Below are 24,719 nucleotides of genomic sequence, written 5' to 3' on the forward strand. Positions count from 1 at the left end.
ATATGAAATCAATTCCTTGGCAAGATAAACCAGAAGGTTGCAATGATGTAGTTTGGAGATATTCGGAAAACCCTGTGATAAACAGGTATGACATTCCATCTTCTAACAGTATTTTTAATAGTGCTGTTGTTCCTTTTAAAGATGGTTTTGCAGGTGTTTTTAGATGTGATAACAAAGCAGTACAAATGAATATTTTTGCTGGTTTTAGTAAAAACGGAATTGATTGGGATATCAATCATGAGCCAATTGAAATGGAAGCAGGAAATACCGAAATGATAGAGTCTGATTATAAATACGACCCACGTGTGGTATTTATTGAAGATAGATACTGGATTACTTGGTGTAATGGTTATAACGGACCAACAATTGGAATTGGGTATACCTTCGATTTTAAAGAATTTTTTCAATGTGAAAATGCTTTTTTACCTTTTAATAGAAACGGTGTTTTATTTCCGCAGAAAATAAATGGTAAATATGCAATGTTAAGTCGACCAAGTGATAATGGACATACTCCGTTTGGTGATATTTACATTAGCTACAGCCCAGATATGAAATATTGGGGAGAACATCGTTGTGTAATGAAAGCAACACCTTTTGAAGATAGTGCGTGGCAATGTACCAAAATTGGTGCAGGTCCAATTCCTATTTTAACAGACGAAGGTTGGTTAATGATTTATCACGGAGTAATAAATACTTGCAATGGGTTCCGTTATGCAATGGGATCTGCACTTTTAGATGAAAATGAACCAGACAAAGTTAAATACAGAACGCAACCTTATTTATTAGGACCAGCAGAATCATATGAAACTACTGGTGATGTGCCTAATGTTGTATTTCCTTGTGCAGCGTTACACGATGTAGAAGAAGATAAATTAGCTATTTATTATGGTGCTGCAGATACAGTGGTAGCAATGGCTTTTGGTAAATTGAGTGAAGTTATTCAATATACAAAAGAGCATAGTTTATAAATAGGCATAGGCATCAGTCTGTGTTATGAATAATGAGTGGATAATTGGCTTTAGCCAAACTTAAGAATATTAAAAATGAGTTTAAAATTAAAATATTTAGCACCTTTATTTTGTTTGATTTCGATGGCATCTTATGCCCAAGAAATAAAGACCATTATACCAGAAAACTATATTGCGTATCATAGTGCTGAAGCAATTGCTATTGATGGAAATGAAAATGATGTTTCTTGGAGTAAAGTAAACTGGTCGGATCCTTTTATAGATATTCAAGGAATAAAAAAGCCAGCCTATAAAACCCAGATTAAAATGCTGTGGGACGATACGTATTTTTACATTTTAGCAAAAATGGAAGAGCCGCACGTTTGGGCAGATATTACAGAGCATGATGCTATTATTTTTCATAATAACGATTTTGAAGTTTTTGTTGATCCAGATGGAGATACACATAATTATTATGAAATAGAAGTAAATGCAATCAATACCATTTGGGATTTATTTATTACAAAACCCTATAGAGAACAAAATAATGTTGTTTTAAATGATTGGACTGCAACCGGAATGAAAACTGCCATTACCATTGATGGTACTTTAAATAACCCAAATGATACAGACAAAGGGTGGACTCTTGAAATGGCAATTCCTTGGAGTGTTTATAAGAAATCTTATTTTGAGAATAATGTTCCTAAAGATCAGTTTTGGCGTGTGAATTTTTCTAGAGTAAATTGGGATTACCAAATTACAGATGGTAAATATGAACGTAAAAAAGATGCGAACGGTAAGCATCTTTCTGAATACAATTGGGTTTGGTCTCCACAAGGAGTCATTAATATGCACGAACCAGAAAAGTGGGGCTATGTTTATTTTTCATCCAAAGAAGTTGGTGAAAAAGACACGTTTGAAGTTTCTAATGATGAAAAAATTAAATGGGAATTGTATAAATTATACCGCGCTCAAAAACAGTATTATGAAACAAATAAAACTTGGTCAACTTCTCTTAATAAAATAGCTTCCTCTGCAATAATTGTAGATGGAAAAACAATAAAACCAACGCTTATTAATCATCGTTTTGGTTGGACTATTTTTGTAAAGAGTCCATTTTCCAATAAATTGATGACGATAAAAGAAGATGGTACTTTTGTGAAAAAATAAATAAGATGAAGTTTATAAAATACATATTCCTTTTGCCGTTGTTTTTTGCATGTAATAAAACTGCAGAAAAACAAAATAGTGTACCGCAAGAAAAGCAAACTGAAAATTATAAAATAATTGGTTACGCAGCAGGTTATGAAGACTATGATTTCTCTAAAATTGATGCAACTAAATTAACACACATCAATTTTGCATTTGCAAATATTGTAGATGGTAAAGCAAAATTTGAGTTAGAGACAGATAAAGCAAAAATTGCGACGTTGATATCCTTAAAAAAACAAAATCCAACTTTAAAAGTATTGTATTCTGTTGGCGGTTGGGTTTGGTCAGATCAATTTTCTACGATGGCAGCTTTTGATAACTCTCGAATAAAGTTTGCCGAAAGTTGTGTAAACTTATTAATAGAACATGGTTTTGATGGCGTAGATTTAGATTGGGAATATCCAGGTCAACGTGGACAAGACAATCCTTTTCGTCCTTCAGATAAAGATAATTTTACCTTGCTTTTGGCAGAAATTCGAAAAGCTTTAGATGTTGAAGGAAAGAAAAATAATACCCATTATTTGTTAACCATTGCTACTGGATCTGATGACACTTACATAGAACAAACTGATTTGGGAGAAGCACATAAATACCTCGATTTTATAAATGTAATGTGTTACGATTTTTATCAAGGTTGGTATTATCAAACGGGGCATCATGCAAATTTATATCCTTCAGAAAGAGATGCATACAATGTAAATAGCGGAGTAGATGCTATGGAAAGACATTTGGAAGCGGGTGTGCCAGCAGATAAATTAGTGATGGGGATTCCTTTTTACGGAAGACAATGGAAAAAGGTGAGTTCTACAGATGATGGGTTAAATGAGCATTCTCAAGAAGGCGGTTATATTGTGTCTTACAAAGAACTTAAAGAAAAAATTGCTAAAGGAAAATATAAAGAAATGTACGATGAATCTGCAAAAGCGTCCTATTTATGGAGTGAAAGCGATAGTACATTTGTTTCTTGGGAAACGTCTAAAGATATTCAATTAAAAACAGCATTTATAAAGGAAAATGGTTTTGGTGGAGCGATGTTCTGGGAATATAGTTTAGACAAAGATCAAGAGTTATTAAACACACTTTTTAAAGGATTAAAATAATTTTAACGTATAAAAACAGGTTTTTATGAAGACAAAATTTACATTATTTGTTTGGTCTATTTTTTTAATAGTAGGCTGTAATCAATTGCAACAAGAGAAAGAAGTGAAATCTTCTGATATTTCAGCAAAGAAAGTTGATGAATTTACTTTTGGTACTTGGATAACTTCTAATAAAGAAAAAACAAATGAGGCTTATAAGTCTGAATTTAAAAAATATAAAGCTGGCGGAATTGATGAAATTTTAATTAATACAGGAACAGATCCTAAAGAATTAGAACGTTTAGTTCCTATAGCAAAGGAAGAAGGTTTAAATGTACATGCGTGGATTATGGCTGTAAATCGTCCAGGAGATACGGTTGCATTAAAGCATCCAGAATGGTATATGGTAAGTAGAGATGGTAAATCTTGCTTTGATACAAGACCGTATGTTGGGTATTATCAATGGCTGTGTCCTACAAGAACTGAATCTAGAAATCATATTTTAGGCTTGGTAGAAGGTTTGGCAAAAGTAGAAGGAATTGAAAGTGTACATTTAGATTATATCCGTTTTCCAGATATTTTTTTACCTATTGGATTACTTCCTAAATACGACTTAGTACAAGATACAGAAATGGCCGAATACGATTTCTGTTATTGTGATGAATGCATCAATGCTTTTGAGAAAATTCACCATAAAAACCCAAGAGAAAGTAAAAATACAGCCATTGATATGGAGTGGAAAAACTTCAGATTAAACGCTATAAAAGCGATTGTAGATGATGCATATAAACTTGTACACAAACACAATAAAAAATTAACAGCAGCTGTATTTCCGTATCCAGAAATGGCAGACCACATGGTACGTCAGCGTTGGGATAAATGGAATATTGATGAGGTATACCCAATGATTTATCATGGTTTTTATAATGAAGAAATAGATTGGATTGGTTATGCTACCAAACAGAGTGTTGCTGATGTAGAATCAGAAAATATTGCAGTTAATACGGGTATTTATATTCCACCATTCACATCATCAGCAGAACTAAAACAAGCAATTATTTTAGCAAAAGAAAATGGAGCAAAAGGGGTTACCTTTTTTGATGGTCCACAGTTAACCGATGAGTACTTAAAAGTTATTAAAGAAACCAAAGATAGTTTTAAGTAGAAATTAGAAAATCATTGTACGTTTTAAATAGTAAAAAAATAAAATTATGACGAATCAAAAATCCTATCGCTCAGCATTTATCTTATTAACGGTGTTATTTTTCCTATGGGGATTTATCACTGTACTCGTAGATAGTTTGATTCCTCGTTTACGAGAATTATTTACATTAACTTATTTTCAAGCAGGCTTGGTGCAGTTTGCATTTTTTGGTGCCTATTTTTTATTGTCTATTCCAGTAAGTTATATTTTATCTAAAATAGGATATAAAAAAGGAATTATTTTGGGGTTATCAACCATGGCTTTAGGGTGCTTATTGTTTTATCCAGCAGCTTCATATCGTGAGTTTGGTATTTTTATGTTGGCATATTTTATTTTGGCAGCAGGTATGACTGTTTTACAAGTTGCAGCCAATCCTTTTGTAGCTGTATTAGGTTCTGAAGACGGAGCATCTAGTCGTTTAAATCTTTCTCAAGCATTTAACTCTTTAGGTACTGCAGTAGCACCTGCGGTTGGTGCTTTGTTTATTTTAAGTGATGTTATAAAAACCAAAGATCAAATTGCAGAATTAGAAGGAGCTGCAAAAGAAGCTTACTTAACTTCTGAAGCAGCAGCAGTGCAAACTCCTTTTTTAGGGTTGGCTGTTTTTATAGGAGTTATAGCAATTATTTTTCTGTTTGCAAAATTACCAAATATGATTTCAGAAACTTCTTCAGGAACATATCGAGAGGCTTTTAAAAACAAGAAATTAATGCAAGGAGTTTTAGGTCTCTTTTTTTATGTTGGGGCAGAAGTTGCTATTGGTAGTTACTTAGTAAACTATTTCTTAGACATGAATCTTGTATCGGTTATTAAAGAAAACGGATTTATGAGAACCATTGCAGAAGGCATTTTAAACTCTGGATTGGCAGAAAGAGATGACAAAGCAGTTGTAGGTGTTTTTGTAACATTTTATTGGTCTGGTGCAATGATTGGTAGGTTTGCAGGTGCATATCTTACCAGAATTATAAAACCAGGAAAAGTGTTGGCTATTTTTGCCACCATTTCTATTTCCTTAATTATTTTATCTGTGAGTACGGTTGGTTTGGTTAGTATGTGGAGTATTTTGGCAGTTGGTTTATTCAACTCTATTATGTTTCCAACCATTTTTACCCTAGCTATAGATGGTATAGGACACTTAAAACCAAAAGCATCAGGTTTATTATGTACTGCTATTGTTGGTGGGGCAATTATTCCTCCAATGTTTGGTTTCTTAACAGATTATATCGCATTTAAAAATGCATTATTGTTAATTATACTTTGTTATGCGTATATTGTTTGGTTTGGTTATAAAAATGGTAAAGCTCAAGTAGCGGTTGTATAGTTCGTTTAACTGGTTAACAAGAAGTATTTCTACTTAAAAATAAATATTTTAGAATAAAAGTGAATGAATAAGATTTGTTTTATAGCGCTATTGTGTATTGTTCTTTTATCTCAATGTAAAGAGCCCCAAGATGTATTTGTTCAATCTAAATTGATAAGTTTTGTAAATCCATTTATAGGAACAGATGGACCAGGTAATACTTATCCAGGAGCAACGGTTCCTTTTGGTATGGTGCAGTTGAGTCCAGATATTGGTATTCCTGGATGGGATAGAATAGCAGGGTATTTTTATAAAGACTCTATAATTTCTGGTTTTTCTCACATGCATTTAACAGGAACAGGTGCCGGAGATTTGTATGATATTTTAGTAATGCCAACCAACAGCAGATCCTCTAAACGGATAGAAGCTAATAACTTTAAGCCTTTTTCTAGTTTTAAACATGCCAAAGAAACTGCGTCTCCAGGATATTATTCGGTAGATTTATTAGATTATGGAATTAAAGCAGAATTAACCACTACAGAAAGAGCGGGTGTTCATAGGTATACTTTTCCAGAAGATAAAGCTACTCAGATTCATATAGATTTAGGTTATGCTTTAAATTGGGATAGCCCAACGGAAACTCATTTTAGGGTTGTTGATAATACTACTATAGAAGGATATCGAAAATCTACAGGTTGGGCAAAAGACCAGCGAGCATATTTTGTAATAAAAGTATCTAAACCATTTGAATCGTATCAATTATTTAAAAATGATACTTTAACAACATCGCCTGCTACCGCTAAAAATATAAGAATTAGTTTAAATTATGCTACTACAAAAGGGGAACAAGTAATTTTAAAAACCGGCGTATCAACGGCAGATATTAAAGGTGCTTATAAATCTTTAGAAGTAGAAGCTCCTCATTTTAATTTTGATGCTATTAAAGATGAAGCTGAAACCAAATGGGAAAATGAACTTAGTAAAATAGTTATTACTACTAAAGATGAAACTCAAAAGCGAATTTTTTACACCATGCTGTATCAATCTATGTTGGCACCTACTTTGTTAAGTGATCATAACGGAAACTACAAAGGTGCAAATGATAGCGTTATGAAAGCAGAAGGATTTAATAGGTATGATACCTTTTCATTATGGGATACATATCGGGCTGCACATCCATTGTACACTGTTTTACACCCTAATCGGGTTTCAGATATGGTAAATTCACTTCTTGCTCATTATGAGGAAACAGGGTTGCTGCCAGTTTGGTCTTTGCAAGGAAACGAAACGAATATGATGATTGGTTATCATGCAGTTCCTGTAATTGTAGATGCTTATTTTAAAGGTATTAAAGGTTTTGATACCGCTTTGGCATATGAAGCATGTTTAAAAAGTGCCAAAGATAATTCTAGGCAAATTAATGAATACATGGCGTTGGGTTACGTACCTGTTGACGAGCAACATGAAAATTGGTCGGTTTCTAAAACATTAGAATACGCTTATGATGATTGGTGCATTGCTCAGTTTGCAAAAGCCATTGGAAAGATTGATGATTATGAAGTGTTTTTAAAAAGATCGGAGAATTGGCGTAATGTTTACGATTCTAAAAGTAGGTTTATGCGTCCAAAATTAAAGGACGGTTCGTTTATTAAAAACTTTGTTCCTAAAGAATATTCACCTTATTTCTGTGAAAGTAATGCTTGGCAATATTTTTGGTCGGTTCAGCATAATATCGAAGGGTTAACAGATATTATAGGTGGTAAAGATATTTTTGAAAAGAAATTAGATTCAATGTTTACGTTAGATCCGCTTCCAGAAGATAAATTACCCATTTTTAGTACCGGAATGATTGGACAATATGCACATGGAAACGAACCAAGTCATCATGTAGCTTACTTATATAATTATATTGATAAACCATGGAAAACTCAAAAATTGGTGCGTCAGATATTAGAAACACAATATAAAAATGAACCAGACGGACATTGCGGAAATGAAGATTGCGGACAAATGTCGTCTTGGTATATTTTCAGTGCTTTGGGTTTTTACCCTACAAATCCAGCACAAAGCGTTTATGCTTTTGGTTCACCAATTGTAGATACTGCTTTAGTTCATTTAGAAAACGGGAATACATTTTCTATAGAGGTTCTAAACAATAGTTCAAACAATAAATACATACAGTCTATTTCATTAAATAACGAGTTAATAGAACGTAATTACATTACACATAAGGAAATTATGAACGGTGGCGAATTGATTTTTAGGATGGGAAGCACTCCTAATAAGAATACTAAAAACTCAATGGCTTTAACCTCAAAAATGTATCAATAAAAAAACAACGCATGTCAGATAGAAGAAATTTTATAAAAAAAGCAGCTTTAGGAACAGTAGGTATTGGTGCAATTTTAAGTTGCGATAAGTCTGTAGAGACCAAATCTGAAATTACGGGAAGCATGGAAATTAGTAAAGGATCTAAACCGATTATAATTTCTACATGGAATCATGGTTTGCCTGCAAATGAAGAAACTTGGAAACAATTAAAGGAGGGTAAACCTACGGTTGATGCTATTGTAGCAGGAATGAATATTCCAGAAGCAGACCCAAAAGTAAGAAGTGTAGGTTATGGCGGATTTCCGGATAGAGAAGGAAAGGTAACTTTAGATGCTTGTATTATGGATCATGACAGTAATTGTGGTTCGGTTTCCTTTTTACAAGGAATTAAGCACCCTATTTCAGTAGCTAAAAAAGTAATGCAAAATACACCGCATGTAATGCTTGTTGGAGAAGGTGCTTTTCAATTTGCATTGTCTGAAGGGTTTAAAGAAGAAAACCTACTAACAGCAGAAGCTGAAAAAGACTGGAAAAACTGGATAGAAGAATCCAAGTACAAACCAGTTATCAATATGGAAAATCACGATACCATTTCTATGTTGGTTGTAGATAAAGACGGTAATATTTCTGGAGGTTGCACTACAAGTGGTGCTGCTTGGAAAATGCATGGTCGTGTTGGAGATTCACCAATAATAGGAGCAGGATTATTTTTAGACAATGATATTGGAGCTGCTGCTGCAACAGGTTTAGGAGAAGCTGTTTTGCGTACCGCAGGAAGTGCAATGGTAGTTGAGTTAATGCGCCAAGGAAAATCTCCTTATGAAGCTTGTAAAGAAATTGTAGAACGCATTTATGCAAAACATAAAAACCATAAAGATATGGAGTATTTACAAGTTGGTTTTATAGCAGTAAATAAAAAAGGTGAACATGCAGGCTACAGTTTGCGATCTGGATTTAATTATGCGGTTGCAGATGAGAAAAGTGGTAATAGAATGGAAGATGCCGCATTTAAAATGTCTTGGGATGATTAAAAAAAAACTGAACAGTAAGAGATAATTATGTTTAGAAATGATCTTTTACATAAAATGAGTAATGTAAACTAACTTAATAAAAATTAATAATATAAAAACCGGTTAGAATGAATGTATTTAAAACGATGTTAGTTTTTGTTTTAATAGCCATAACAGCATCATGCCAAAAAAGTAAAGAAGCAAAAGTTTTCACAACAGAAGATATTACTGTTATTCCGAAACCGGTAGCATTAAATTTAGAACAAGGATCGTTTGAATTTACTGGCAAAACAACATTTGTAACCACAGATGCTTCTCAAAAAGAAGTAACTAAAGTTTTAATTGATAAATTTAAGAATGCTGCAGGGTGGACGCTTAGTATCTCTGAAAAAGCTCCTGAAAATAATTTTATTCAATTTACGGTAGATGAAAATCTAGAGAAGGAAGCATATAAGTTAGAAGTAAACTCTAGTCGAGTAATCATTAGTGCTAGCGGAAACGCAGGTTTTCTTTATGGAATAGAAACGCTTAGACAATTACTTCCTGTAAGTATTGAAAGTGAGAGCGTAGTTTCTAATGAACAATGGCAAATACCAAATCTTAGTATTACAGACAATCCTCGTTATAAATACAGAGGGTTAATGTTAGATGTATCACGTCATTTTTTTGAAATTGATTATTTAAAAAAGACCATAGATCGTTTGGCAATGCTTAAAATGAATGTACTTCATTTACATTTAGTAGACGACCAAGGTTGGAGAATCGAAATTAAAAAATATCCAAAATTAACAGAAGTTGGTGCTTGGAGAGTAGACCAAGAAGACAAACATTGGGATGGTAGAGATGAAACTTCACCAGATGAAAAAGGAACTTATGGTGGTTTTTACACGCAAGACCAATTAAAAGATTTAGTAGCGTATGCAGCAACAAAAAATGTTGAAATTATTCCTGAGATAGAAATTCCTGCGCACGTATCTTCTGCAATTGCAGCATATCCAGGATTATCGTGTCATGAAAGACCAATTGGTGTTCCTTCTGGTGGTGTTTGGCCAATTACGGATATTTATTGTCCAGGAAAAGAGCATACATTCGAGTTTTTAGAGAATGTTTTAGTAGAGGTAATGGATATTTTTCCATCAAAATATATTCATGTTGGTGGTGATGAAGCAACAAAAACCAATTGGGAAAAATGTGCTGATTGTAAAAAAAGAATGCGTTCAGAAAAATTAGAAAATGTAGAAGAGTTACAGAGTTATTTTATCAAAAGAATGGAACGTTTGATAAACTCTAAGGGAAAACGTTTAATTGGTTGGGATGAAATTTTAGAAGGTGGTTTAGCACCAGAAGCAACTGTAATGAGTTGGAGAGGTGTTGCCGGCGGACTAGAAGCCGCAAAACAAGGACATGATGTTATTATGACACCGGGTTCTCATTGTTATTTTGATCATTATCAAGGGCCACAAAACGAAGAGCCTTTGGCTTGGGGAGGTTATACTCCGTTAAGTAAAGTGTACACTTTTGATCCTATTGTAGAAGGAATGACAGAAACAGAAGCAAATCATGTTTTAGGCGGACAAGCAAACCTTTGGTCTGAACAAATTAAAACAGAATCTCACTCAGAATATATGATTTTTCCAAGATTGGCTGCATTGTCAGAAACACTTTGGTCAACAAAAGAATCTCGTAATTGGGAAGATTTTTCATTAAGAATGACTAGCATGTTTAAACGTTATGATGTAATCGATATTAATTATGCAAAAAGTGCATTTTTGGTGATGGAAGATGTAAAAATTAATATGGATACAGAGGAAGTTACTTTAGTGTTGAACAATGAATTTACAGATTCAGATATTCGTTATACATTAAATGAAGACAAACTATCAGAAAACGCTATAAGATATTCAACACCTATAAAAATTGATAAAACAACAGAGGTTCATGCATCTTTATTCAAGGATGATAAACCAGTAGGCGTTGCATTTAATACCACTATTAAGTTTCATAAAGCTGTAGGGAAAAAAGTAACGTTTAAAGAAATTTATGATGATAGATACCAAGGAGAAGGAGAGTTTGGTTTGGTAAATACTTTGCGTGCAACAAAAAATTATACAGACGGTCATTGGCAAGCATGGTTAAAGAAAGACATGGAAGCTGTGGTAGATTTGGGAGAGCAAACTTTAATAAAAGAAGTAATTGTAGGGACGCTAGAAAATCAAGGTCCTCAAATTTATTTTCCAACAGCGGTAACTGTTTTTGTTTCTAACGATGGTGAAAATTATACAGAAGTGGGGGTAGAAAAAAGAGCGTATGCTAAAAACCCTTCGTTCGATTTAATGGATTTTAAAGTTTCTTTTGAAGCACAATCTGTACGATATGTAAAAGTGATTGCTAAAAATTTAGGAAAAACGCCTAAAGGAGGAAACGCTTGGTTATTTGTTGATGAAATTATAATAAATTAAAATATGAAGTATTTAAATATAACAATTGTTTTATTTTTCTTGTTTGCGAGTCAAGTTTCGGCACAAGAAAAACTGACTAAAGAACAGCGTTTAGAGTGGTTTCAAGATGCTAAATTAGGGGTGTTTATACATTGGGGATATTATGGTGTAAATGGTATTGGCGAGTCTTGGTCTATGTATCATAAACGTATTTCTTATGATGATTATATGGCACAAGGAAAAGGCTTTACAGCAGAAAATTACAACCCTAAAGCTTGGGCAAAATTATTTAAAAAAATAGGAGCTAGTTATGCTGTTTTAACAACAAAACATCATGATGGTGTAGCGTTGTGGAACACAAAACTTAGTCATTTAAATGTGATAGAAAAAACACCTGCAAAAAGAGATTTAGTGGCACCTTATGTAGACGCTTTAAGAAACGAAGGTTTAAAAGTAGGTCTGTATTATTCTTTAATAGATTGGTCGCATCCAGATTACGATGTGGTTTTTCCACGTCCTAATACCAGAAAAGACTATCCTCAGAAAAGGCAAAACCAGTTAACACCTTGGGAGCGATTTATAAGATTTAATACAGGGCAGTTAAAAGAGTTAAGTACCAAATTTAATCCAGATTTATATTGGTTTGATGGAGATTGGGAAAAATCTAGCGAACAATGGAGAGCAGAATCTTTAAAGGATTCATTATTAACATGGAACCCAAAAATTATTGTTAATTCTAGGCTAAAAACACATGGGGATTATAGTACGCCAGAACAAGGGATTCCTGTAGTAAGACCAGAAGGAGCATGGGAATTCTGTATGACAATGAATGATAATTGGGGGTATTTTCCTTCGGATACAAATTACAAACCAATATCGCAAATTGTAAGAACTTTTGTAGAAGTTATAGGTTCTGGAGGAAACGTGTTATTAAATATTGGTCCAAAACCAGATGGTACTATTGCAGCACCGCAATTAGAGCGTTTAGAGGCCTTAGGAACTTGGATTAAGAAACATGAAACAGCTGTTTTTAACTCAAAAGCAGGTTTGCCTTATGGCCATTTTTATGGACCAACACTTTTAAGTAAAGATGAAACTAAAATTTATTTAGCCATTTTTGATGCTCCTAAAAACTACATTTCATTAAAAGGAATTCAGAATAAAATAAAATCTATTAAAGTTGTAGGTAGTGGGCAAGAACTTAGTTTCGAAAGAAACGGTGGTGCCGCTTGGAACAATATTCCTGGAATTTTAAGAATAGAAATTCCTAAAGAAAATAATTTGGATGCTTATACAACTATTTTAGAAGTTGAGTTAGAGGATGCTTTAAAACTGTATAGAGGACATGGAAATGCTGTAGAATTAAATAAATAACAGCATTAATATGTATTGATGGAAGTGTTGAGAAGGAAAAAGAACTAAAGCAAACAATTAATGGTTTTTAAGTTTTTTCTCAATGTTTTCAAGAACGTAGTTATTGTAGTTAAGAAAAATTAATAATTGAATTTATAAAGATGATAAAACATATTTTAAAGAGTATATTAATTGCAAGTATTGGTTTATTTATGGCATGTGATTCGCCAACAAAGACCATAGATAAAAAAGAGAAAACGACTGCTCTTATTGATTATGTAAATCCATTGATGGGTACAGATTCCGATTTTAGTTTATCAAACGGAAACACCTACCCAGCAATTGCAACACCTTGGGCAATGAATTTTTGGACACCACAAACTGCCAAAATGGGTGATGGTTGGGCTTATAAGTACGACGATAAAACGATAAGAGGTATAAAACAAACCCATCAGCCTAGTCCATGGATTAATGATTATGCGGCCTTTTCTTTAATGGCAGTTACAGGTAATTTAAAATATAAAGAAGAAGAACGTGCTTCTTATTTTTCGCATAAAGCAGAAATAGTAAAACCAAATCATTATAGTGTATATCTTGCAGATTATGATGTTACTGCAGAAGTTTCACCTACAGAACGTGCTGCACATTTTAAATTTACATTTCCAAAAACAGATTCGGCTTTCATTATTTTAGATGCTTTTTATAAAGGATCGATGGTGAAAATCCTTCCGAAGGAAAGAAAAATTATTGGTTATTGTAGAAACAATAGTGGAGGCGTACCAGATAATTTTCATAATTATTTTGTGGCTGAATTTGATAAAGATTTCGAATTAAACCACACTTGGGGAGATGGTTGGAAGCTAATAGAAAACTCAACAGACAATAAAGGAGAACACGTTGGAGCAATTATTGGTTTTAAAACAAAAAAGGGAGAAGAAGTAAATGTTAAAGTAGCATCCTCATTTATTAGTCATGAGCAAGCTGCATTAAATTTAAAAACAGAAATAGGGAACGATTCATTTGAAAATACCAAAGAAAAAGCGGCTGCTGCTTGGGAAAAAGAATTGCAAAGAATTGTTATTGAAGATGATAATATTGACAATGTTAGAACTTTTTACTCATGTTTATATCGTGTTTTATTATTTCCAAGAAAGTTTTACGAGTATGATGCTACAGGAAGCGTAATACACTATAGTCCTTATAACGGAGAGGTTTTACCGGGTTATATGTTTACAGATAATGGTTTCTGGGATACGTTTAGAGCTGTTTTTCCATTTTTTAATATGATGTATCCTGAGTTAAATACACAAATTATGGAAGGGCTAGCAAATACCTATAAAGAATCTGGTTGGTTGCCAGAGTGGGCAAGTCCTGGGCATAGAGATTGTATGATTGGCTCTAATTCCGCTACTATTATTGCTGACGCATTTCTAAAAGGAAACATGCAAGAAAAAGATGTAAGCGTACTTTTAGAAGCTGTTTTAAAGAATGCAAATGAAGTAGAAGGACGTCCAGTAAATTCTGTTGGTAGAGAAGGAGCAAATTACTACAATAAATTAGGCTACGTACCTTATGATGTTGGGATTAATGAAAATGCAGCAAGAACATTAGAATATGCATTTGCAGATTTTACCATTGCAGAAATGGCGAAAAAACTAAATAAAGATGGGGTAGCCGCCCATTTTTATAAGAAATCTTACAATTATAAAAACTTATTTGATTCCTCTACTAACTTAATGCGAGGAAAAAATGAAGACGGTACTTTTCAATCTCCTTTTAATCCTTTAAAATGGGGAGACGCTTTTACCGAAGGAAATAGTTTACATTATACCTGGTCTGTTTTTCATGATACCCAAGGTTTGATTGACCTCATGGGAGGAAAAGAAATTTTTGAAGCTAAATTAGATGAGGTTTTTGAAATGCCACCAAATTTTGATGCTTCTTATTATGGTTTTAGAATTCATGAAATTCTTGAAATGCAAATTGCCAACATGGGAAATTATGCACACGGAAACCAACCGATTCAACACATGATCTATTTGTATAATTATGCAAATACATCCTATAAAGCACAAGAAAAATTACGTGAGGTTTTAACCAAGTTATATTCTGCAACCCCAGATGGATATTGTGGGGATGAAGATAATGGACAAACATCTGCGTGGTACGTATTTAGTTCTTTAGGTTTTTACCCAGTAACACCTGCTGTTAATGAATATGTAATTGGAAGTCCATTATTTAAAAAAGCAACGCTGACTTTAGAAAACGGAAAAACCTTTGTTATTTCAGCAAGCAATAACTCAGAAAAGAATGTGTATATAGAATCTGCTTCGTTAAATGGAAAACCATGGAATAATAGTTTTTTATACTCAGATGCTGTTCAAGATGGTGGTTCTTTAGAATTTAATATGGATGCTGTACCAAATAAAGCGTGGGCAAGTAAACCTGAAAATACGCCATATTCATTAAGTAAAAAACTTAAAAAATAATATTCAATTATGAATAAAGATACTTGTTTGTTAATTTTTATGATATCGTTTTTAACGTGTATTAATGCACAAGAACCTATCGATTATGTGAACCCATTTATTGGAACATCTAATTTTGGAGCAACAAATCCTGGTGCAATTGCACCAAGAGGAATGGCAAGTGTATCGCCTTTTAATGTTGCTGGTCCTAAAAATTTACCTTTAGAAAAAGATAGCCAATGGTTGTCTACTCCTTATGTAAATGAGAATACATTTTTAACAGGATTTTCTCATGTAAATTTAAGTGGCGTTGGATGTCCAGATTTGGGTGTTATTTTAGCGATGCCTACAACAGGAGAACTGGAAACAGATCATTTAAAATACGGAACGACTTATACAAATGAGGTTGCAAAACCTGGTTATTACAGTGTTCAACTTTCAAAATATGATGTAAAAACCGAACTTACTGCAACCACCAGAGTTGGCGTAAGTAAATATTCATTTCCAAAAGGAAAATCGAACATCTTAATCAATTTAGGCTTGGGTTTAACCAACGAAGAAGGCGCTATGGTTAAAGTAGTATCGCCAACCGAAATAGAAGGCATGCGTAATGTGGGTTCATTTTGTTATTACAAACCAGAAGAATCATATCCTGTTTATTTTGTTGCAAAATTTAGTAAACCAGCTGATGAATTTGGAGTTTGGAAAAAAACTAGAAAAAACGAAGGTGTAGAAGGACAATGGATGGGATATAATGGCAAAAAACGCTTTTATAAAAACTATAGAAAAGAGGTTATTGGCGATAGTATTGGAACTTATTTTACTTATAATTTTGAAAAACCAACGCAAGTAGAGGTTAAGATTGGTGTTTCTTACGTTAGTATAGAAAATGCCAGAGAAAATTTAGAAAAGGAAACGCAACATTTATCATTTGATGCTATCTATAAAAATACTGCTTCACAATGGAATCAATTATTATCTAAAGTTGAAGTAGAAGGCGGAACAAAAGATGATAAAACTATTTTTTATACAGCGTTGTACCACACATTAATTCACCCGAATACGTTAAATGATGTGAATGGCGAATATCCAACAATGGGAAAACGCAAAACTGCAAAAACTGACGGAACACGATTTACCGTATTTTCTTTTTGGGATACCTATAGAAACCTTCATTCTTTAATGTCTTTGATCTATCCAAAACAACAATCGGATATGGTTAAAAGTATGTTGAATATTTATGATGAAAGCGGATGGTTACCTAAATGGGAACTGAATGCAACCGAAACAACCACAATGGTTGGTGATCCTGCAGGAATTATTCTAGCAGATACGTATTTAAGAGGCATACAAGATTTTGATATTGAAAAAGCGTATGAAGCCATGCGAAAAAGCGCTACACAACTAGAAAACAACTCGTTAAGACCAGGAATTAAAGATTATATAAAGAACGGATATTTATCAACAAAAACAACCAATAGCGGTTCTGTTTCAACAACACAAGAATATAACATCAGTGATTTTGCAATCGCACAATTGGCAAATAAATTAGGGAAGAAAAAAGATTATAAATTATTTTCTAATCGTGCTGTTTCCTATAGAAGTTTCTTTGACAAGGAATTTAATTTATTGCGTCCAAAAAATGATGATGGTTCATGGCATTCGCCTTTTAATCCTAATCAAGGTGCTAATTTCGAAAAAAATGTCGGATTTATAGAAGGGAATTCATGGCAATATACTTTTATGGTTGCACATGATACAAAAGCCCTAATGAAGTTAATGGGAGGTAAAAAAGAATACGTTGCTAAATTAGATGAAGTTTTTGAGAAAAAACAATTTGATATGGCGAATGAACCAGATATTGCTTACCCCTATTTATACAACTATGCAAAAGGATATGAATGGAAAACACAACAACGTGTTACCAATTTAATTCATACATATTTTACAAATAAACCGGCAGGTTTGCCTGGAAACGATGATACTGGAACCATGTCTGCTTGGTTAATTTATAGCATGATGGGAATATATCCAGTTTCTCCTGCAGATCCTATGTACACAATTACAGCACCGACATTTGATAAAATTACCATTCATTTAGACACAAGATATTATAAGAACAAAAAAATTATAATTGAAAGAGTTGGTAATAAAGAAGCTGTTATAAAAGGAATAGAACTTAACGGAAAAAATTATAAGAGTTATTTTATTTCAAATGATGAATTTGTTAATGGTCAAAATTTAAAAATTATTCAAAAATAAACTAAGTAAAAATGATTAAAATCAATAAACTAATAGTTATCTGTTTTAGTGTATTCATGTTGCTTTCTTGTAAGCAAGAAGATAAAACAAAAACCAAACAGAAAGTAAAGGATAAAGAAATTTCAATGCTCCAAGATGAAGTTAAAAAAGAAACATTACGCTCTTGGAATGCTTATAAAAAATATGCTTGGGGTCATGATGTTTTATTACCTTTATCTAAATCACACAAAGATTGGTATGAAGGTTCTTTGGGAATTTCTCCAATAGACGCTTATAGCACCTTAAAAGTAATGGGCTTAGAAAAAGAAGCTAAAGAAATTGAAGACTATGCGCTCGCAATGGATTGGGATAAAGATTTATATGTTCAAACTTTTGAGGTAAACATAAGAATTTTAGGTGGTTTATTATCAATGTATCATTACACAAAAAACGAAGCTATTTTAGCTAAAACTAAAGATTTTGGTGATAGAATTTTACCAGCATTTAATACTCCTACAGGAATTCCTGCTCATTCAGTTAATTTAAAAACAGGCAAGTTAGCAGGTAATTTAGGAGAAGGAAAAGGTGATGTGGTTAACGTTGCACAAGCAGCCACTTATTTATTTGAGTTTGGTATTTTAAGTTATTATACAAAGGATCCTAAATACTATCAAGCTGCTAAAAAAGCAACAAAAGCTGTCTTTAATCGCAAATCAAAAATAGGTTTGCCTGGTGAGCAAATAAACATAAATACAGGTGAATGGGTTGGTACAAAATGGCACCATCTGCAGGCTGGAGTTGATGCTTATTATGAATATATGTATAAAAGTTGGATGATTTTTCCTGATCCTGAAATTAAAGAAATCTGGGACTTTAGTAAATCTAAAATTGATGAATATTTGTTAGATGAATACGAGGGACATACATTCTACACTATTGTTGATATGGAAACAGGTAAAGTATTAAAACGCTCTGTATCTTTATACGATGCTTTTTTCCCTGCTATACAAGCAATTTCTGGAGATATTTCTGCCGCAGAAAAAAATCAAAAAACTTGGGATTGGTTGTGGGATAAAAATGGACTTCTACCAACTAGATATAAATATGATGAGGATAGAATTGAATATGCAGAATCAGAAATAAACCCAGAAATAATTGAGTCAGCATATTACCTTCATGAAATAACAGGTAAGGAAGAGTATTTGAATATGATTAAGAAGTATTGGAAAGATATAAATAAGTATTGTAGAAATGATGTAGCCTACAATTCAATCAAAGATGTTAGAACAAAAGAGCCAAAAGATTATTTAGCTACTTATGTTTTTGCAGAAACATTCAAATACTTTTATATAGCTTTTTCTCAAGGTGAATTTAATTTTAATGAGCACGTATTTAATACAGAAGCTCATACCTTTAAAAAATCTGATTTTAATCAAGAAGATGCAAAAGAAAGACTGGGCTATTGATTTTAGAATCGTAAATTACTAGAATACAAAATATTAACTTAATATAAATTAAGTTATTGGTATAAAAATTAATTCTAATTTTCCTTTTTATTTTGCTTAAAAGGAATAGTATAAGTAGAATCAAGCTGTGCCATTTTTAGGCATCAATCTATCAACTTTAAAGGTAAAAAAGTTAGAGGTAAAGAAGTAACAAGTTTACAAGGTAGTCGCTTTAATCTATAAAAAGGGAATCGTTCTAAAGTTTAAAAAAGTAACCGATGCTACCAGTAAACTAACGTTTCGCTCTAATGTAGGTCGTTCGGCTAAATAAGGCCAATCGTAAATTAAAATTTATTAAATAAAGATGAAGATTAAAAAAACTTATATAGCATTCTTGTTAATTTTTTCATTTGTAAGCTGCTCTAGTGAAAAGGTTTTAAAAATTGAATCACCAAATAACAAAATTGGGGTATCAATACAGACGACCAGTGGTATATCTTACATGGTTAATTTTAAAGATTCTGTAATTATAAATTCCTCAAAATTAGGGTACGAATTTAAAAATGCAAATCCTTTATCTAAAAACTTTATAGTAACAGATTATAGCATTACACAATCCAACACCAAATGGACTACAGCTTGGGGAGAAAAAAGTGTAATAGAAGATAATTACAATCAACTATTAATTTGCTTACAAGAAAAAGATGGATTCAAAAGAAAACTGAATCTTTATTTTAAAGTTTACAACGACGGTATTGGGTTTCGCTATGAAATTCCTAAACAAAAAAATGTAGACAGTCTTCTAATTACACAAGAATTAACGGAATTTAATTTCGTGAAAAACCATAGTGGTTGGTATATTCCAGCAAATTTTGAATCATACGAAACACTCTATAAAAATGCATCTTTAAATGAAATTGAGTCAGCAAATACACCAATAACATTAGAAACGGAAGCTGGTAATTTTATAAGTATTCATGAAGCGAATTTAACAAATTATGCAGGCATGACTTTAAAGAAAAATAAAGCGGCCTCATTTTCTTTTAAAAGTGATTTGGCACCGTGGCCAGATGGTGTTAAAGTAAAAGCAAAAACACCAATGGTTTCTCCTTGGCGTACCATTCAAATAACAGACAATGCAAAAGATTTAGTGGAGTCTAATTTAATTTTGAATTTAAATGAACCAAATAAAATTGAAGATGTGTCTTGGGTTGAACCCATGAAGTATATTGGAATTTGGTGGGGAATGCACTTAGGAACACAAACTTGGACTTTAGGTGAAAGACATGGAGCAACAACCGAAGAAACAAAGAAATACATCGATTTTGCAGACAAACATAAAATTAAAGGTGTTTTAGTTGAAGGCTGGAACACAGGTTGGGAAAATTGGGGAAAGAAGGATGCTTTCGATTTTGTAACACCTTACGACGATTTTAATTTGAAAGAAGTTACAAACTATGCAACTGAAAAAAACATTTCATTTATTGGTCATGTTGAAACTGGTGGGGCTGCACAATCTTTTGAAAATAAATTAGAACCTATTTTTTCAATGTATCAACAATTGGGGGTTAAAGCTGTAAAAACGGGTTACGCAGGAGGCATTCAAACAAAAGGTCAATTTCATCATGGGCAGTTTATGGTAAATCATTATAGAGAGGTTGTTAAAACTGCTACTAAATATAAAATTATGATTGATGCTCATGAGCCGATTAAACCCACAGGAATAAGAAGAACCTATCCAAATATGATGACTCGTGAAGGTGCAAGAGGTATGGAATGGAATGCTTGGAGTTCAGGGAATCCACCAGAACATTATACAATTTTGCCTTTTACAAGAGGTTTAGCAGGACCAATAGATTATACACCTGGTGTATTTGATATTTTATATAAAAACGCTAAAAACAGAGTGAAATGGAATGATTTAGATGATGGAACTTCCAGAGTAAATACAACATTAGCAAAGCAATTAGCTTTATTTGTTGTGTTGTATAGCCCAATGCAAATGGCATCTGATTTGATAGAGAATTATGAAAATCAACCTGCTTTTAAATTTATTGAAGATGTTGCTACAGATTGGGAGTCTTCAAAAATGATTAATGGAAAAATAGGAGATTACATAACCATTGTTAGAAAAGATAAAAATAGTGATGATTGGTTTTTAGGAAGCATTACAGATGAGAGCCAAAGAGAATTAGATATAGAGTTAAGTTTTCTTGAAGAGAATAAAACGTACATCGCTCAAATCTATGCCGATGGTATGAATGCCGATTGGAAAACCAATCCGACAGAAATTGATATTCTAAAAAAAGAAGTGACTTCAAAAACCAATCTAACTATAAAATTAGCTGGTGGTGGTGGACAAGCTATCCGATTTTCACCAATAAATAAATAAATAATATGAAAAAAACGGTTATTTTACTTTTAGTCTGTTTTTTATTTTCTTGTACTTCGGAAAAAGAAGCCTATAAAATAATGACCTATAATATTAGGTATGATAACCCGAACGATGGTGTAAACAGATGGTCCAATAGAAAAGATTTTTTAAGTAATCAAATAGTGTATAATAGTCCAGACGTTTTTGGTATACAAGAAGGCTTGGAGCATCAAGTACAGTATTTAGATAGTATTTGGTAGGTTATTCTTATGTAGGAGTTGGACGAGATGATGGTAAAACCAAAGGTGAGTACAGTGCTATTTTTTATCAGAAAGAAAAATTTAATGTCCTAAATAAAGGTACATTTTGGTTGTCTGAAACACCAAATAAAATTTCGGTTGGTTGGGATGCTTCTATGGAGCGAATTTGTACGTTCGCTCTTTTAATTAATAAGTCTAATAATGATCAGTTTTGGGTTTTTAATACGCATTTTGATCATATTGGTAACATAGCGAGAGTAAAAAGTGCTAAATTAATCATTGATAAAATAGCCGAATTTAACACAGATAATTTACCTGTTCTTGTAATGGGAGATTTTAACTTGAAACCAGAAACAGCACCCATTCAATTATTATCCAATGCCTTTAATGATGCTAAGATAGCAAGTGAATCACAACCTTTTGGGCCTATCGGAACCTTTAATGCTTTTGATTTTAACAAACCAGTTGTAGATAGAATAGATTATATTTTTACAAGTAAAGAACAGGTTAAAGTATTAGAATATGCAACTTTAAGTGATTCTAAAGATGGTAAATTTCCGTCAGATCACCTACCTGTTGTTATTAAGTATACATTACATAAATAATAATTAATTAGAATAAAATGAAGTTTAAAAATAGTATAACAATCGGTTTATTAGTGCTTTGTGTTAATTTGTTTGCGCAAGAAAATATTACTAAAATTAATGTATTTAATAAACAAGTTTTAAATTTTGGTGGCGAAAAAGGTACAGACTCAGAGGCAGTAAGCTTAATGAGCGGAAGATTGGTGTATAAAAAAGTAAGCATTCCAGAGTTTAAAAAAGGAACAGACGTAAAAATAAAAATAACTGTACGCTCAAATGGTGATCGTTGGGATAAATCTGGTTCTTGTTTTGTAGTAAGTGATCCAAAAAAACTATCTATACTTTCTGTTACAGAAAAAAAGAATGATTTTCCAAAAGATTCTTATATCGATGGTAAATATGCCGGTTTTGTAAAAGGAACAAATTACAATCCTGTTGTAGAACTAATGCGATTTATGACTCCTTTTGGAGTAGGGTATTACAGCGATAATAAAGTAAAATATAGAAGACCAGTATACATACCAAGTTGGGAAAAACAAGTAGTTTGGGAAAATGACATTACAGATTTAGAGAGTTTAGTAACAGGTACATTTTACGTTGGTGTTTGGATTGATACTTGGACAGCAGAAGGATATGAATTTGACTTAGAACTAACGTACTCTAATAGAAAACAGCAAAAAGTATCTGTATTGCCTTTGGTGAATACAATACCTTATGTAGGCGGACAGCAAATACCAGACAATTTCGCTCATAATAATTTAGAGCAGTCTATACATTTAAAAAAGAATGCAAAAAATGTAAAATTACATTATATTACAACAGGTCATGGAGGGCATAGTGGTGGTGATGAATTTATCAAAATTAAGAATAGTGTGTTTTTTAACAACAAATTGGTTTTAGATACCATTCCTTGGAGAGATGATTGTGCTTCATTTAGAAGATTTAACCCTACTTCTGGCGTTTGGATTAGAAAAGATTCTGCATCTTATATAGATTCTAAAACTCATTCTTATCAAGTTAAAGAAATTGAAGAACGTATTGCTTCATCAGATTTATCTAGATCTAATTGGTGTCCAGGCTCTTTTGTAAAGCCTATGGTTGTTAATTTAGGAGATTTAAAAGCGGGAGATCACACATTAAAAATAAAAATTGCTGCTACACCAGTAGACGGAGATAAATTAAATCATTGGTTAGTTTCTGCATATTTAACATACGAATAAAGTAGTATTTTAAAAGTTGTCATTTTTTAGAATCAGTTAGTTATCATTTTATATTGATAATTAGCTGATTTTCTTATTTGTATGCTTTTTTAGCTCATACATCGTAACTTGTTCTTTATGGCAGTTGCATTGTTCTTTGTTTAAATGATATAAAAAATTAACAAAACTGACTTAATAGCCAAAAAGGAGTCTCAAAACCTTTGTTTCGTTTATTCTCATTAGGTTTGAAGAAAATGAAAGGCTTTCAATAAAAAAAACGTATAAATTGTAAAGAGAATGAATTGCTTGTATTAAATAGATTGAGATAAGTTAGAGGTTGCAAATTTAACGTGAAGACATTGTATAAACTGTGATTACTTAATGGTATATACAAAAGAGCTTGCAGATGATGCGATTTTAAAAATGGTGAGGAATAATAATTATAGATCAATCTAATGTAAATTATCAAAAAAAGTAAAAAGTTGCTATTTCTGAATTTATTATAAAAAAAACAGGGTGACTATTTTATTTAGATAGCTGTGGAGTAGGGCTTCTAACCAACAGAAGAAAAGCCAAAGACTAATTTGGTTTCAATAAATAAAAGCGTAGTTTTTCAAAATTATATTTGATCTTTTTTTACTGTTGATTTTAATGAATGTAAATGTAGCTATCTGGTTATGAGTTTATTTGGTTTTTAAAATAGTAAGTAAGCATTTTTAGGCTATTTTATGCTAATTATAGTTTTACATAATTATGGGAAACCGTAATCAAATACCAATGGAATTTACTACTTTTAATTTTCCGAAAAAGAAAACTAAATAGTTTCTTAAATACGTCATGTTTTGGCGTATCTGTATTTTAAATTGCGCAAAAAAACAAATGACATACTTCGAAAATCATCAAAAAGCATTCAATAAATTAAAAGAAAAAAAATCTGACATTGAAGAAAGAGAATTCTATCATTTAATTGAAGAAATAAAGTTTGATACGGATTACTTATATCAACAAGCAGAAAAACATCCGAAGTACAATTTTGTTTCCACAGAAGAAGTACCTGCTTCTATGGAATTAGATAAACTAGAAAAACTAATTAAAAAAATAGAAAAGTTTGTAAAAAATTCTCAAGAATTTGATCCAGAAGAAGAGTTAGATCGTATGTTTCCAGATCGCCATGATGATGATTTTGATGAAGATTCTATGAGCTACGACAGTGTTTTTGGAGGTGATTAACAAAATTTCCTTTCAAGTACAAAACTAACAATACGGCTATTCCG

At 32.3% G+C, this 24,719-nt stretch carries 17 protein-coding genes; all 17 read left to right on the forward strand.

The annotated features are described in order from the left end of the window. Window positions 1-2: 2 nt before the first annotated feature. The 17 genes from KV700_RS16165 (at window position 3) to KV700_RS16240 (ending at window position 24,675) form a co-directional block, all read left to right on the forward strand. On the forward strand, window positions 3-968 hold the full coding sequence (locus KV700_RS16165) for a glycoside hydrolase family 130 protein (protein ID WP_218599877.1): 966 nt from the start codon (window positions 3-5) through the stop codon (window positions 966-968). A gap of 75 nt (window positions 969-1,043) precedes the next feature. Beyond that, complete coding sequence (locus KV700_RS16170; RefSeq protein WP_218598522.1) at window positions 1,044-2,117, forward strand: carbohydrate-binding family 9-like protein; 1,074 nt, start codon at window positions 1,044-1,046, stop codon at window positions 2,115-2,117. 5 nt (window positions 2,118-2,122) lie between these two features. Continuing rightward, the gene (locus KV700_RS16175; RefSeq protein ID WP_218598523.1) at window positions 2,123-3,259 is read left to right on the forward strand and encodes a glycoside hydrolase family 18 protein; all 1,137 of its coding nucleotides are present in this window, start codon (window positions 2,123-2,125) and stop codon (window positions 3,257-3,259) included. A 25-nt stretch (window positions 3,260-3,284) separates the two neighbouring features. Further along, window positions 3,285-4,403 (forward strand): family 10 glycosylhydrolase, encoded by a 1,119-nt coding sequence (locus KV700_RS16180; protein WP_218598524.1) that lies wholly within the window; start codon window positions 3,285-3,287, stop codon window positions 4,401-4,403. Window positions 4,404-4,449: 46 nt separating this feature from the next. Beyond that, window positions 4,450-5,763: a sugar MFS transporter gene (locus KV700_RS16185; protein ID WP_165734230.1), complete on the forward strand. Its 1,314-nt coding sequence runs from the start codon at window positions 4,450-4,452 to the stop codon at window positions 5,761-5,763. 63 nt (window positions 5,764-5,826) lie between these two features. After that, window positions 5,827-8,073, forward strand: coding sequence for a GH92 family glycosyl hydrolase (locus KV700_RS16190; RefSeq protein ID WP_218598525.1), 2,247 nt, complete (start codon window positions 5,827-5,829; stop codon window positions 8,071-8,073). An 11-nt stretch (window positions 8,074-8,084) separates the two neighbouring features. Further along, window positions 8,085-9,104: a N(4)-(beta-N-acetylglucosaminyl)-L-asparaginase gene (locus KV700_RS16195; RefSeq protein WP_218598526.1), complete on the forward strand. Its 1,020-nt coding sequence runs from the start codon at window positions 8,085-8,087 to the stop codon at window positions 9,102-9,104. A 107-nt stretch (window positions 9,105-9,211) separates the two neighbouring features. After that, window positions 9,212-11,542 carry a family 20 glycosylhydrolase gene (locus KV700_RS16200; RefSeq protein ID WP_218598527.1) on the forward strand — a complete coding sequence of 777 codons (2,331 nt, stop codon included), beginning with the start codon at window positions 9,212-9,214 and terminating at the stop codon, window positions 11,540-11,542. Window positions 11,543-11,545: 3 nt separating this feature from the next. Next, window positions 11,546-12,895: an alpha-L-fucosidase gene (locus tag KV700_RS16205; protein ID WP_218598528.1), complete on the forward strand. Its 1,350-nt coding sequence runs from the start codon at window positions 11,546-11,548 to the stop codon at window positions 12,893-12,895. Between the two features lie 140 nt (window positions 12,896-13,035). Continuing rightward, complete coding sequence (locus tag KV700_RS16210; RefSeq protein ID WP_218598529.1) at window positions 13,036-15,363, forward strand: GH92 family glycosyl hydrolase; 2,328 nt, start codon at window positions 13,036-13,038, stop codon at window positions 15,361-15,363. A 39-nt stretch (window positions 15,364-15,402) separates the two neighbouring features. Next, a complete protein-coding gene (locus KV700_RS16215) occupies window positions 15,403-17,604 on the forward strand; it encodes a GH92 family glycosyl hydrolase (protein WP_302850000.1) in 2,202 nt (733 codons plus the stop codon). Window positions 17,605-17,615: 11 nt separating this feature from the next. Further along, a complete protein-coding gene (locus KV700_RS16220; RefSeq protein WP_165734242.1) occupies window positions 17,616-19,049 on the forward strand; it encodes a glycoside hydrolase family 47 protein in 1,434 nt (477 codons plus the stop codon). A 343-nt stretch (window positions 19,050-19,392) separates the two neighbouring features. After that, window positions 19,393-21,420: a glycoside hydrolase family 97 protein gene (locus tag KV700_RS16225; RefSeq protein WP_218598531.1), complete on the forward strand. Its 2,028-nt coding sequence runs from the start codon at window positions 19,393-19,395 to the stop codon at window positions 21,418-21,420. A gap of 5 nt (window positions 21,421-21,425) precedes the next feature. Then, entirely contained in the window at window positions 21,426-21,662 is a 237-nt protein-coding gene (locus tag KV700_RS17410) for a hypothetical protein (protein WP_368384764.1), read from the forward strand. Continuing rightward, the gene (locus KV700_RS16230) at window positions 21,656-22,267 is read left to right on the forward strand and encodes an endonuclease/exonuclease/phosphatase family protein (protein ID WP_368384765.1); all 612 of its coding nucleotides are present in this window, start codon (window positions 21,656-21,658) and stop codon (window positions 22,265-22,267) included. Before KV700_RS17410 ends, KV700_RS16230 begins: the two co-directional genes overlap by 7 nt. Before the next feature lie 17 nt (window positions 22,268-22,284). Continuing rightward, a complete protein-coding gene (locus KV700_RS16235; protein ID WP_218598532.1) occupies window positions 22,285-23,466 on the forward strand; it encodes a PNGase F N-terminal domain-containing protein in 1,182 nt (393 codons plus the stop codon). Between the two features lie 858 nt (window positions 23,467-24,324). Then, complete coding sequence (locus tag KV700_RS16240; RefSeq protein ID WP_218598533.1) at window positions 24,325-24,675, forward strand: hypothetical protein; 351 nt, start codon at window positions 24,325-24,327, stop codon at window positions 24,673-24,675. The last annotated feature ends 44 nt before the right edge of the window (window positions 24,676-24,719 follow it).

This window comes from Polaribacter sp. NJDZ03 (genome assembly GCF_019263805.1).
Lineage (GTDB): Bacteria > Bacteroidota > Bacteroidia > Flavobacteriales > Flavobacteriaceae > Polaribacter.